At 38.4% G+C, this 12,873-nt stretch carries 12 protein-coding genes and 2 tRNA genes; 9 read left to right on the top strand and 5 right to left on the bottom strand.

Translation table 11 applies throughout. From position 1 onward, the window contains the following. Nucleotides 1-90 precede the first annotated feature (90 nt). The 6 genes from B3E92_RS19995 to B3E92_RS19970 all read left to right on the top strand — a co-directional run bounded on the left by B3E92_RS19995 (nucleotide 91) and on the right by B3E92_RS19970 (nucleotide 4,910). Entirely contained in the window at nucleotides 91-966 is an 876-nt protein-coding gene (locus tag B3E92_RS19995) for a sensor histidine kinase (RefSeq protein ID WP_070563141.1), read from the top strand. Next, nucleotides 956-1,663 (top strand): response regulator transcription factor, encoded by a 708-nt coding sequence (locus tag B3E92_RS19990; protein ID WP_070563139.1) that lies wholly within the window; start codon nucleotides 956-958, stop codon nucleotides 1,661-1,663. Before B3E92_RS19995 ends, B3E92_RS19990 begins: the two co-directional genes overlap by 11 nt. A 10-nt stretch (nucleotides 1,664-1,673) precedes the next feature. Further along, nucleotides 1,674-2,192: a hypothetical protein gene (locus B3E92_RS19985; RefSeq protein WP_286898051.1), complete on the top strand. Its 519-nt coding sequence runs from the start codon at nucleotides 1,674-1,676 to the stop codon at nucleotides 2,190-2,192. Continuing rightward, nucleotides 2,192-3,229, top strand: coding sequence for a uroporphyrinogen decarboxylase (hemE, locus tag B3E92_RS19980; RefSeq protein WP_070563136.1), 1,038 nt, complete (start codon nucleotides 2,192-2,194; stop codon nucleotides 3,227-3,229). The genes B3E92_RS19985 and hemE overlap by 1 nt, the downstream gene beginning before the upstream one ends. A 171-nt stretch (nucleotides 3,230-3,400) precedes the next feature. After that, entirely contained in the window at nucleotides 3,401-3,940 is a 540-nt protein-coding gene (locus tag B3E92_RS19975) for a CopD family protein (protein ID WP_070563133.1), read from the top strand. Nucleotides 3,941-4,016: 76 nt separating this feature from the next. Then, on the top strand, nucleotides 4,017-4,910 hold the full coding sequence (locus B3E92_RS19970; protein ID WP_286898049.1) for a DUF4476 domain-containing protein: 894 nt from the start codon (nucleotides 4,017-4,019) through the stop codon (nucleotides 4,908-4,910). Between the two features lie 21 nt (nucleotides 4,911-4,931). On the opposite strand, the gene B3E92_RS19965 is transcribed toward B3E92_RS19970, so the two are convergent. The 5 genes from B3E92_RS19965 to B3E92_RS19950 all read right to left on the bottom strand — a co-directional run bounded on the left by B3E92_RS19965 (nucleotide 4,932) and on the right by B3E92_RS19950 (nucleotide 10,230). Further along, nucleotides 4,932-6,365, bottom strand: coding sequence for an NAD-dependent succinate-semialdehyde dehydrogenase (locus B3E92_RS19965; RefSeq protein WP_286753103.1), 1,434 nt, complete (start codon nucleotides 6,363-6,365; stop codon nucleotides 4,932-4,934). A 77-nt stretch (nucleotides 6,366-6,442) separates the two neighbouring features. Beyond that, nucleotides 6,443-6,838: a thiol-disulfide oxidoreductase DCC family protein gene (locus tag B3E92_RS24395; RefSeq protein WP_353681989.1), complete on the bottom strand. Its 396-nt coding sequence runs from the start codon at nucleotides 6,836-6,838 to the stop codon at nucleotides 6,443-6,445. A 141-nt stretch (nucleotides 6,839-6,979) separates the two neighbouring features. Next, complete coding sequence (locus B3E92_RS19960; protein WP_070563122.1) at nucleotides 6,980-8,194, bottom strand: bifunctional 3,4-dihydroxy-2-butanone-4-phosphate synthase/GTP cyclohydrolase II; 1,215 nt, start codon at nucleotides 8,192-8,194, stop codon at nucleotides 6,980-6,982. A gap of 71 nt (nucleotides 8,195-8,265) precedes the next feature. Continuing rightward, a complete protein-coding gene (locus tag B3E92_RS19955; protein ID WP_070563119.1) occupies nucleotides 8,266-9,750 on the bottom strand; it encodes an LptF/LptG family permease in 1,485 nt (494 codons plus the stop codon). A 102-nt stretch (nucleotides 9,751-9,852) separates the two neighbouring features. Next, nucleotides 9,853-10,230 (bottom strand): START-like domain-containing protein, encoded by a 378-nt coding sequence (locus B3E92_RS19950; protein ID WP_070563117.1) that lies wholly within the window; start codon nucleotides 10,228-10,230, stop codon nucleotides 9,853-9,855. 66 nt (nucleotides 10,231-10,296) lie between these two features. Between B3E92_RS19950 and B3E92_RS19945 the strand changes: the two genes are divergently transcribed. From B3E92_RS19945 to B3E92_RS19935, 3 genes are all read left to right on the top strand, one after another. Beyond that, nucleotides 10,297-10,370: transfer RNA gene (locus B3E92_RS19945), tRNA-Met, on the top strand. Between the two features lie 293 nt (nucleotides 10,371-10,663). Beyond that, nucleotides 10,664-10,737, top strand: a tRNA-Met gene (locus tag B3E92_RS19940). Between the two features lie 134 nt (nucleotides 10,738-10,871). After that, nucleotides 10,872-12,788 (top strand): peptide-N-glycosidase F-related protein, encoded by a 1,917-nt coding sequence (locus tag B3E92_RS19935; protein ID WP_286898046.1) that lies wholly within the window; start codon nucleotides 10,872-10,874, stop codon nucleotides 12,786-12,788. Nucleotides 12,789-12,873: the final 85 nt, after the last annotated feature.

Genomic DNA, 12,873 nt, shown 5'->3' with positions numbered 1-12,873 from the left:
TAGTCTTATTGCGAATCGGTTAATTTTCTTCTTTGTGTCATAATCCTCCGGATATTTCCGAATACATAGGTGAATACCTATTTTTGTCACATGAAGAAAGCGCTGTTACTCTTTTATTTTCTATTGTTCTATGCGGTTATGCAACTGATATGGTGGGGGGTGATGTTTATTCGTTTTGATCCGAGTAAAAAGAACATGATCATAGGGGAGGGAATATTCTTCTTGATTATTTTCTTGTGGGGTGCATGGCGATTGAAGCGACTGGTTGAAAGGGAGCAGAAACTGTTGCAGCAACAGCAGAACTTTCTTTTGGCTATCACACATGAACTTAAATCGCCGTTGGCTTCTGTCAAATTGTATATTCAAACGATTTTGAGACGTGATCTTGACAAGGAGCAACAACAAACGTTCTTGAGAAATTCGCTGAAGGATATCGAGCGTTTGGATGATCTGGTTGAAAATGTATTGATGACAACCAAGTTGGACAGCCGTAACTATAGTATGCCGAAAGAGGATTTTAATTTTACTGCTTTGGTAGAACAGGTTGTGGATAGACTTCAAAAGAATTCCTGTAGTTCGCAAGTCTTGAAACCTTATTTGGAGTCGGATATCATTATTCATGCTGATAAGTTTGCGATTAGTAATGTGGTTACTAATCTGATAGAAAATGCCATTAAGTATTCACCGGCATGTGCTATGGTGGATGTGAAATTATATACGGAGAATAATAAAATAATTTTTTCTGTTGCTGACCATGGTATCGGTATCAGTGATGAAGAGAAAAAACTTATCTTTAATAAGTTTTATCGCGTGGGAAGTGAGGCAACACGAAAAACCAAAGGTACAGGTTTGGGGTTATATATCGTGAAAACCGTATTGCAGAAGCACGACGCGACCATAAAAGTTAAAGATAACACTCCTAAAGGGAGTATTTTTGAAGTAACATTTGAAAGAAATGCAAAGTAAACAAAGAATATTACTTGTCGAAGATGAAGAACACTTGTTAGAAGCTATCAAGTTGAATCTCGAAATGGAAGGTTACCGTGTTACTACGGCTACCGATGGAAAAAAAGCACTAAAAGTCTTCAAGGAGGAACGTTTCAACTTGGTGGTTTTGGATGTGATGATTCCCGAAATAGATGGATTCCAAGTAGCTGAAACTATTCGACTGCAAAACACTGAAGTTCCTATCATGTTTTTAACTGCGAAAAATAGCAGTGAGGATCGAATTACGGGTCTTAAGAAAGGGGCGGATGATTATTTGGTAAAACCTTTCAACTTAGAAGAATTGATCCTTCGCGTTGGAAATTTGGTGCGTCGTGGCATGAAACCGGATGATTTGAAAGAACTAAATTCTTATCAAATCGGTGATAAAACGATCTATTTTAATTCGTATGAGCTACATCATGCGGATGGCACGATCACTTCTTTGACAAAGAAGGAGACTATGCTGTTGAAACTGTTGATTGAACGACGTAATGAGGCAGTATCACGGGAACAAATATTGGAGACCGTATGGAATTACGATGTTTATCCATCTACGCGTACCATCGACAATTTTATCTTAACCTTCCGAAAATATTTCGAACCAGATCAAAAGCATCCGATTTATTTCCATTCTATCAGAGGTGTTGGTTATAAGTTTACCGACAATAACGCATAGGTAGAAAGAGATGATGACAATCAAGGCTAGAATAGCCGTTATTTTTATTGCTGCATTATTTTTAGGCTATGGCTTATACCAGGGGCATTATCAAACTGCTGTGCTGATAGCGGGTGGAATAGGCTACTTGATTTGGAGTCATTTTAGAGAAGGGTCCGTTTTTTTGGCAACGCAGGCTTTTCATAGACAAGATTATGAAAAGGCAAAAAACTTACTTGCTGAGATAAAGAATCCGGATGCACTTCGTAAAGGCAGGCGCAATTTCTATGAATTTATGATGGGAAACATTGCGCTTAAAGAGGAACGCATCGATGAGGCTGAATATCATTTTCAGCTAGCTTCGCGTCTGCCTTGGAAAAAAGATAATGAAAAGGGTATGGTTATGATTAATCTAGCAAATATAGCGCTGCGAAAGTTGGATTATGAAAGAGCTAGAGCTTATACAGATGTTGCCAATAAGCTACATCTGACGGCTAGGCAGAACAGCATTATTACAAAAATAGAAAACGAAATTTCAAAACATTTATAGTGAGTACTACTTTACAAAACGACTTATTGATTAGAGCTGCGTTCTCGCAGCAAACGGAAAGACCTCCTGTGTGGATGATGCGTCAAGCTGGACGCTTTATGAAGGAATATTGGGATATCAAGAATAAATATTCCTTTTTGGAGATGTGCAAAACACCAGAAATTGCTGCGGATGTCACTATGCTCCCAGTAGATTTGCTAGGCATTGATGCCGCTATTTTATTTTCTGATATTTTAGTTACAGCTGAAGCTATGGGAGGGGATCTGTCCTTTGAGCAAGGTGTCGGTCCTCGTTTTTCTAATCCTGTTCGCTCTGTAAAGGATGCTGAAGCTTTGTCTACCAACTGTTTGGATAAATTGCAGTATGTTGCTGATGCAATCAAGGTCATTCAACAACGTCTTGACAGCCGCATCCCTTTGATTGGTTTTGCGGGCGCACCATTTACAATTTTAAGTTATTTGGTTGAAGGTGGATCTTCAAAAGATTTTAAGTTAACGAAGTTGATGTTGAACAATCAGCCTGAGTTAGCACATCTGATCCTTCAAAAGATTGCAGATGTAACGGTTGAATATCTTAACATGCAGATTGCAGCCGGAGTAAATGCAATTCAATTATTTGATAGCTGGGCCTTGGCCTTATCTTGGAATGATTATCGTGATTTTTCGCATTATTATAATAAGCAGATTATTGCGAAGTTGAACCGTAAGGATATTCCAGTCATTTCCTTTTGCAAAGGATCTTCTGTTTTTGCACCAATGATGGTCGAAGCGCAACCTGATGTTGTTTCTATCGATTGGAATGCAGATTTAAAAAATATTAAACAATCTCTGCCGCAGGGTATTGCTGTTCAAGGGAATTTGGATCCATTTGTTTTGTATGCAGATAAACCTGTTATCAAAAAGAAGATTATCGAACTATTTGAGCGCATGAGAGGTGAAAATGGTTTTATTTTCAATTTGGGTCATGGTATTATGCCGGATATTCCTTTTGATAATGTAAAATATGCCATTGAGGTTGTAAAGGAATTTAGCTATTAGTTTGCTATCCACTTCAACAACAAAAGCGACTTGCCTCTGGCAGGTCGTTTTTGTTGTTACATGCTACAATCTCGTGTTTTTGATAGTGTTCTTTTGTATAATGGATGTAAGATTTGTGCAATTGATGTTTGGACGTATTGATTGCTCTTAACTTTTCTTATTTTTGTACCTATGGTCTATTTATATGCAAAAGCAGTTCATATTATCTTTGTGATTTGTTGGATGTCAGGTCTGTTCTATATGCCTCGACTCTTTATATATCATACAGAAGCTAAGGACAAGAGTCAGGAAGCATTTGATGTTTTGCATAAAGAATTCAGTAAGATGGAAAAATTACTGTGGTGGGTAATTACTACTCCTGCGATGTACATCACAGTCTTTTCTGCACTAGTTATGTTATGGTATTCTCCTGGCTTATTATCCATGGGGTGGATGCATGTAAAACTGACATTCGTTCTGGGAATGATAATTTATCATTTTACCTGCCAGAAGATTATGTTCAAATTAAGCCGTCAAGAATCCAAATTAACCTCAACAAAACTCCGTTTGTTTAATGAGGTCGCGACAGTTTTATTATTTGCGATTGTTTTTACTGTTGTCTTAAAGTCAGCCCTGAATTGGATATTTGGTGTTTTGGGGCTCTTAATTTTATCCATCGCTTTAATGATGGCCGTAAAACTTTATAAGAAGTACCGGAACAAGAAAGCATAACAAAATGTTAAATTCGTCTGGTTTCTTAATCCTTTTTTATGCTGTGTAGTCGAAAGATTATAAATTGAATCGGATTATGTACAGGAAAATTTTGGTGACGGTCTCGTTGCTTATTGTCGCAACGGCTGGGTTCGCGCAGCGATACAGACCTTTTGGAGGAGCATTAAATATCTATTCTACTGATGTTCCATTTTTTCTTTATATCAACAACGTTTTGTATAACAATAGAGCTTCCACGGATATCAGGGTCCCCAATTTGACGAGTCGTCGTTATGATCTGCGTATTGTGTTTGCTGATAGGCAGCAACGAACGTTGAACGGTAGCGGCGTGCAACTTGTCAATAGAAATGGACAATATATGAATGTTGTATTTTCTGTCAGTAGCAGACGTGGAAATAGGGGGATTATCTTGGAGTCCATGAATCCTGTTGATCGGTATAACAACGGTAATTATCGTGAGGATTTACCTTATACTAACCGGGACGGATATCGCAATGAACAAGGTAATGATCGATACAGACAATCAGAAGATCGTGACGATTTGCCAGACAATAATCGTGAAGGATATAACAAAGGATGGAATAATGATCGATATAGGCAATCAGGAGACGATAAGGTTTATCGCGACGGTGTAGCGAATCAAAGAGGATATGCTGAAAATGAAGATAATGATCAGTCTGATAACGGAGTAATGAATAAGACGAATTCTAATCGATTGAACGATCTATTGAATCAGAAGGAAAACGATCAGGATAGGCTTGCTGTAGCTGCTCAGGAATTAAAAAGTATGCGCCTAAGTGTTACTGAAATTGTTGATTTAATGGAACTTTTTATACGAGATGATAATAAACTGGCTTTTGCCAAATATGCTTATCCGACCTGTGTGGATAAACAGAATTATGAGAGAGTAGGGGATGCCTTATCGTTCAGTTCAACCCGGGAGAAGCTAGTGGATTTTTTAAAAAAATAAAAGGAGCATTTTGCTCCTTTTTTATTCACCGCCGAAGCAGATATATTTTAATTCCATATATTCATCCAAACCGTGTTTAGAACCTTCACGACCTACACCAGATTGTTTTACTCCACCAAAAGGAGCTGCTGCATTTGAAATAAGACCTGTGTTAATACCTACCATGCCAGCTTCTAGCTGTTCAGCAACACGAAAACAGCGATTTATATTTGTACTATAGAAATAGGAGGCTAGGCCAAATTCAGTAGCGTTGGCCATTGCTATTCCATCATCTTCTGTTTTGAAACTGAAAAGAGCGCAAATAGGACCAAAAGTCTCCTCGCGGAATATAAGTGCTTCTTTCGGGACGTTGGTCAGGACAGTTGGTTGGAAAAATAGGTCTTTGATGACCTTTCCTCCTGTAGCCAATTCGGCACCATGATTTAACGCGTCTTGCACATGATGCTGCACTTTTTCTAGCCCTTTTGTATTGATTAATGGACCTACCTGGACGCCTTTGTCAAGTCCATTGCCAACTTTCAATTTACTGACAGCATGGCTAAGTTTCATCGAAAACTCATCATAGACTTCTTCTTGGATTAGAAACCTATTGATGGAAACGCAAGTTTGCCCTGAGTTTCTAAATTTTCCGGCAATAGCTCCTTCGACTGCAGCATCAATATCCGCATCGTTAAAAACCAAAAAAGGAGCATTACCACCAAGCTCCATAGACACTTTTTTAATGTTAGAGGCTGATTGTTCTATGAGTGTTTTTCCGACTTCGGTTGAGCCTGTGAAAGATAGTTTTCGTATGAGGTTGTTCGTAGCGAGTTCTTTGCCGATACCAGCACTATCTTTTCCAGTAATCACATTAAAAACGCCTTTTGGAATCCCAGCATCTTCAGCCAGTTTAGCCAAAGCTATAGCAGAAAATGGTGTTTGAGATGCCGGTTTTAGCACAATGGTACAACCAGATACCAAAGCTGGAGCAACCTTTCGGGTGATCATCGCTAAGGGGAAATTCCAGGGTGTAATTGCAGCAACAACTCCGACCCCTTGCCTAATTGTAAGCATTCTAGTTCCTTTTTTTTGAGAAGGTATCGTCTCACCATAGGCCCTTTTTCCTTCTTCTGAAAACCATTCTACGAAGGAACTACCGTAGTCAACCTCTACCCTCGATTCGCTAAGGGGTTTGCCACTTTCTAAGGTCATGATTTCCGCTAGATCGTCTTTATATTGCTGAATAAGATCGTACCACTTTCGGACGGTGTTGCATCGTTCCAGTACAGTTGTGTTTTTCCAGCTTTTCCACGCCTTGTCAGCATCAATTATGGCTTTAGTACAGTCAGCTACTTTTAGATCTGGCAACGAAGCAATAACTTTCCCTGTTGCAGGATTTACCACATCAAAGGTGTGTTTTGACTTGATAAATTTCCCATTGATATAGGCACTGTCAATTAAAAGTGTATTTTTCATCGATGTAAATTTAATTGTCACAAGTATAATTAGAAGATTTCTGAACTAAACTTCACTTCAATATGATCGTTGTTTGTTCAAATGAATCTCTCTCGCTCAGATTTTGACGGTATTGTACAAAACTCATTTTTTCCAAACCATCGATAGCGATTTTTAGCAAAATAATCATAGAGCGTATCTCTCCATTTGAGTGGTAAAATCTTCAGTAAATAACATGTCATGTAGGGGAAGCCCAATTGCTTACAAATCTTTAAAACAGCTTCACTTTTGAGATAGATACCGGTTGGAGATAGGAAAACGATGGAGTCAGTATTTTTGGGAATATTTGTTAGTGTGGTCCGGGCAAATTCAGACTGCAAAGAACTAAATAAGAATTTCTTTCTGCGATCTATTCTTAATAATAGTTGAACAAAGCGATTACAGATCAAGCAATCACCATCGAAAAAGATGATATATCTCCCTTGTTGTTCCATATTATAAAGTTACTCCTATTTATTGAAAGTACTGCCACAACAAGATCATAAAAGGGAGAGATTTTATCATTAACCGAGTTTAGTCCTCCATGTAAAAAAGGCGGTGTTTCTATTGGAAACACCGCCTTTTTTAATTCCTTTTTATAGGTTTTTCATGATTGTATGTCCCATACGATCCCTTTTGGTTTTTAAGTACTCTTCGTTAAAGGGATTTGCAGTTATTTCAATAGGTACATTTTCTATAATTTCAAGACCATAACCTACTAGGCCAGCACGTTTTGTCGGATTATTTGACATAAGACGCATTTTTGTGACACCAAGATTTCGAAGAATCTGTGCTCCGACACCATAGTCTCTTAAATCTGCTTTAAATCCTAATTGTACATTGGCATCTACCGTGTCCAAGCCATTTTCTTGTAACTTGTAAGCATGTAGCTTATTGATCAGTCCAATACCGCGACCTTCTTGATTCATATAGACAATAACACCTTTCCCCTCTTGCTGGATCATTTCCATTGCTTTGTGCAATTGAGGACCACAGTCACAACGGCAAGAACCAAAAATATCACCCGTAACACAAGAGCTGTGCACCCGCACCAAAATAGGCTCATCTTCATTCCACTCCCCTTTGTAAAGCGCTAAATGTTGTTCGCCAGTGTCTTTTTGTGTAAAGGCTTTCATCTTAAAATCACCAAATTGCGTTGGCATATTAACAGTGACTTCTTCATTGATTAAAGAATCGTGCTTAAGACGGTATTCAATTAGATCTTCAATACTAACGATCTTTAAATCAAATTTTTTAGCAACCTCTATTAGTTCTGGAAGTCTGGCCATTTCACCATCTTCTTTTAGAATCTCAACCAATACACCTGCTGGTTCAAATCCTGCTAATCGAGCAAGGTCAACGGTAGCTTCAGTGTGTCCTGTGCGACGTAATACGCCACCATCTTTTGCTATTAGCGGGAAAATATGTCCTGGTCTACCTAATTCTTCATAATGAATATTAGGATCAATCATTGCTTTAATTGTTTTCGAGCGGTCTGACGCAGAAATTCCGGTTGTACAACCGTATCCCTGTAAGTCAATGGAAACTGTAAAGTTTGTTTCATATACTGCTGTATTCTGTCCCACCATTAGATCCAGATGTAATGCATCTGCTCTTTCTTTTGTAATTGGGGCACACACTAGTCCACGACCATGAGTCGCCATAAAGTTGATGATTTCGGGAGTTGCATTGCGGGCAGCTGTGACAAAGTCTCCTTCATTTTCGCGATCTTCGTCATCCACGACGATTACTACTTTTCCTGCTTGTATATCAGCGATCGCTTCTTCGATCGTGTTTAATTTGAAATCCATTTATTGATATATTGTAATTGGTACAAAGTTAGTGTAGAATCTAAATTTATTTATAATAGCGTTGTCACAATCTAATGTGATTCTTTCAATTTATTCTTTTTTGCAAGCTTTTCCTTAATCCATTTCCAAGCGGCTTCTACTTTTAATTTATATTGATCAATATCAAATAACGCGGAATCTGTCGTTGACTTGTATGTTAGAAAAGCGGCCAATGGTGTTAAGACAATAATGGCCATCCACATGCCAACGGCTGATGATATGGCACCATCTTTAGCTGTTTTTTCTGCTACTGTAGAGATAATGTGATAGATCAGAAAGAAAATGATGGCCATCACCACAGGAAGACCAAGTCCACCTTTTCTGATAATGGCTCCTAGTGGAGCTCCAATTGCAAATAGTAAGAGACAGGAGACAGCTAGGGTAAACTTGCGATGCCATTCAATACGATAACGGATATCTTTCGATTTGTAATCTTTAAATTCAAGTGTACGGCCGTTTAGATCTTCCTTTAAATAATTCAACTGGTTCAGCGCATTCATAGTGATTTGTGCTCGTTGTTCTTGTGGAACGAGATCGGTAAGCAAATTTTTAAAAGGTTTGATCTTAGCCTCTTTGACCTTTGGCTGTCCGGGTTGATTCACACTAAAATATTTCGAATAGATATTATATCGGGTGTCTAATGTACGGACGATTGCCTTTCCCATGCTGTCTATTTTGATATGATTGGAATCGATGTACATGTCTAACTGTTTCAGGTTTAACATGGCATGGTGGCTCTTGAAGAGGTTTTCGTCAGTTTTACCCTGTTGAAAACTTCCCATATCAAACTTTTGCTCTGTTTCCTTAAACTTAAACCGCGTAAATTGCTGGCGTGGATCGTAGGTCTTGGAGTTTTTAGTCCGTGCTTCCTCGTAGCGGATACCATCCTTAAGTTTAAGGATCATATAATTGTTGTCAGGAGAGTTATAGATATACCCTTCTTTGGCCATAAGTACATTATTGGCTGTATTACCGCCACGATGATCATAGATCATCAAGTCATAGAGAATTGTTCCCGCTTTGTTTTTTCCTCTAGCGCGGATTGAGTAACCTGGAATGGTGTTGTTAAAGATTCCGGGTTTGATGAGGAAATCTGCCTTTTTATTACGTACATCAGTAAGTAGCGTACCCATTTTTAGGTTCACTACGGGGAGAATATAATCGGAGAACAGAAAAGAACTTGTTGCGAAAATTGCAACGAGTATAAATAGCGGGGTCATTGCTTTACGTAAAGATACGCCTGCAGCCTTGATTGCAACTAATTCATAGCTTTCACCCAGATTTCCGAAAGTCATAATGGAGGAAAGGAGCATGGATAAAGGCATTGCCATTTGGATTTGAACAACGCATTGATATCCAATTAGCTCCATGATGGTATACCATTCAAATCCTTTTCCAATCAAATCATCAATGTACTTGAATAGGAAAAGCATCAATAAGACAAACATCACAATAAAGAATGTGACAATAAATGGTTTTATGAAAGCTTGAAGAATAAGTAAATGAACCTTTTTCATCCGTGACGCAAAGCAAATTGATGCCTTTACATTAAGGCATCTCCCAACTAAGAAGCTCCTGCTGGAGCCCCTAGTGGAAATATATTGCAAAGATAGGCTTTTTTATGCACCTATAACACTTTGAAGATAGACTATTGAATTTTTCCAAATTAACTTTCTATTTTCAAGGTCTTCTTCTTTAGCGTAATCTGTTATCTTAAGAGCAACATCATTCGTTAGCTCGTCTTGATCGATCTCCAGATCGAAATAATAGGGATCATCATCTAGCCATTTAAAGCGTACAGATTTATTTTCTTTTGATGCTACAATTTTTGCTCGGTGAGGTTCATCATCCCAAATGAAAGTATAAACGGTGTCTTTATAGTTTACATCATCTGCAAACCATTGTGCCAATTCGTTTGGTTCTTGCAAATACGGAAATAAAATTCTAGGTGAAGAGTTGATGATATATTCTAGTTGGAATTTTATTTTATCTGCCATAAAAATGTTTTTTTAAATTTTAGTTTGTTTAAATCAAAAATAAGCTATATTTGCATTCCCAAAAATGGCGGGGTAGCTCAGATGGTTAGAGCGTTGGATTCATAACCCAAAGGTCGGCAGTTCGATTCTGCTCCCCGCTACAAATCTCTTCCAAAATTGCTTTTTATTGCATCAACTTATTATTTGTAATAATACATATTTATTTTGTTATTGCAAGTTTTTTTGTAAAAAGTTGCTCCCGTTTTTTAATAAACATGTTGTTTTTTGGGCTGTCAATTTTTTTAAGTTCATTTTCTATTTTTCAATGCTAAATTTATTGAGTTAAAAATGAGTTTGTTGTGTTTAATACAAGTTTTAAATAGGCCAGAATCAGTAAAAAAATAAAAAAATCTTTTGAATTGACATACGAAGTGGTATATTTGCATACCGAAACGGCGGGGTAGCTCAGATGGTTAGAGCGTTGGATTCATAACCCAAAGGTCGGCAGTTCGATTCTGCTCCCCGCTACTAAAAGCATCAATCTAACAAGATTGATGCTTTTTTTATGATTGCATGTATTTCCTTTTTATCGCATTTCCTTTTTTTCACTGCTGGCAAGATTACATCTATCTTTGTATTGTTTTATGGATAATATTTAAATAATGAATATAAGACCTATACTAACCCTATTTTGCTTTTTTATCTGCCATCATGTTTTTGCACAACAAGGCACAAAAAGCCGCGTCGTTACACATCAACGGAAAACCATTCTATGTGATGCACAGAAAGGCGAGAATTCTTACCCGGCTTGGGGAGTATTTCCAAAAGAAAATTATCCTATACGAAAGGTTACTATGTTTGTTACGCTGGGGAGCCCGGATAGTTTGCGCACGGCGCATTGGGACTATTTGGATCACATCGTATTACGTCGTAAAGGAGGGAAAAATGGACCAGCACTAAATTATGAATTAGGAAGAATGCTTACGCCATATGGTAGTATTTACAATAAGGGATGGAGTTGGAAGTGGCAGGTCGATGTAACTGATTTTGCTCCTTTCTTAAGGGATAGCGTGGAAATTGTCTATACTCATTCTGGTTTTGAGGACAAGACTGTGGGATGGGCACTTACCGTAGATTTTGAAATTTTATCAGGTCCACCAGTTGTTACCCCATTGGGAATAACAACGCTGTGGAATAAAGCCTATAAATATGGGGATGTCAACGAAAAGATAGCAGAAAATCTACTGCCAATAACATATACCTCGAGTGCGGGAGCAGCATTGAGCCGAATACGCATTCAGCATACAGGGCATGGTATGGATAAACCACGTGGCTGTAGCGAATTCTGTAGCCGGTGGCGCGAACTAACCTTCGATGGAAAGACTGTGGACAAACGTGATATGTGGAAGAAATGTGGGGGTAATCCACTTTATCCACAAGGCGGGACCTGGGTACATGACCGCGCATATTGGTGTCCTGGAGATTTACAGCAGCCTGATTTTATTGATGTATTTACTAAAGTTGGTACCCATCAAATTGCCTTACAGATGGAACATTATACAGCGACTGATAATGTGCAGGCTGTCGAAAATATATCCGCTTACTTGTTTCAATATTCTGCCCCTAAGCAAAAAGTTGATGTTGCCGTTGAGTCAATAATGGTTCCAAGTGATGAACAGCGTTTTTCTCGATTAAATCCGGCGAGTGTTGGCCCAAGGATCTCTTTCAGAAATTTAGGTGCTGAGCCGATTCGTACCCTAGAAATTGTTTATGGCACGAAGGGATTCCCTGCCAGAACTTTTCATTGGAAAGGTAATCTTTCTTTTAATCAGGTTGCAGAAGTTATACTGCCTGGAGAAATACAAGAAAGAGATCAGGAGAATGTATTTACGGTATCACTTCTAAAACCGAATGGCAAGTCGGATGCGTGGCCTATAGACAATAAGGCGGAAAGCGTCTTTACCGCGCTGCAGCTATTTCCCACTGATTTTGTTTTGGAGTTTATGACCAATAATAAACCGGCGGATAATCGTATATTTCTAATTAATGCAAAGCAGGATACGGTCTTTCGCAAAAATGGCGCCCAACTGGCTGCGGCAACGATGTATAGAGATACTTTACACCTTAATGATGGAAACCACTCACTCTCTTTGGCCGATACCGCAGGTAACGGACTGCAGTTTTGGGCACAACCTGAAAATGGTGATGGCCATTTACGAATCTTCGATTTGAAAGGAAACCTTATTCATGCTTTTGAAAGCGATTGTGGAAATGGCGAAATGTTTAGTTTCCATGCTAAACGTGGATTTGAGACGGGTCTAAGTTCAACGCAATATGCCTTCTCGCTTTATCCAAGGTCGGTTGTGGATAAGACTCAACTAAGCGTAGTCTCCAATGAACCGAGTGAGATGACTGTGCTTTTTATGGTTGATGGCGTTTTGTGGCAAAAACACGAATACAAATCCATTCAACAGGCTGTGCTGAATTATGATGTGAGTCATTTACCATCAGGAAGAATAATCGTAGAAGTTTTGATGGATGGTATTAGCCAGTTTAAAGGACGAATAAATAAAAGATAACCGGATAAAGAAAAGCGTGAAGATATTTTGTGCTTAGATTTTGAAGAATTTGATAAAAAAAGCTCCATTATGGAGCTTTTTTTCA

The organism is Sphingobacterium sp. UBA6317 (genome assembly GCF_002440385.1).
GTDB classification, from domain to species: domain Bacteria; phylum Bacteroidota; class Bacteroidia; order Sphingobacteriales; family Sphingobacteriaceae; genus Sphingobacterium; species Sphingobacterium multivorum.
This window is presented reverse-complemented; position numbering and strand designations above follow the sequence as displayed.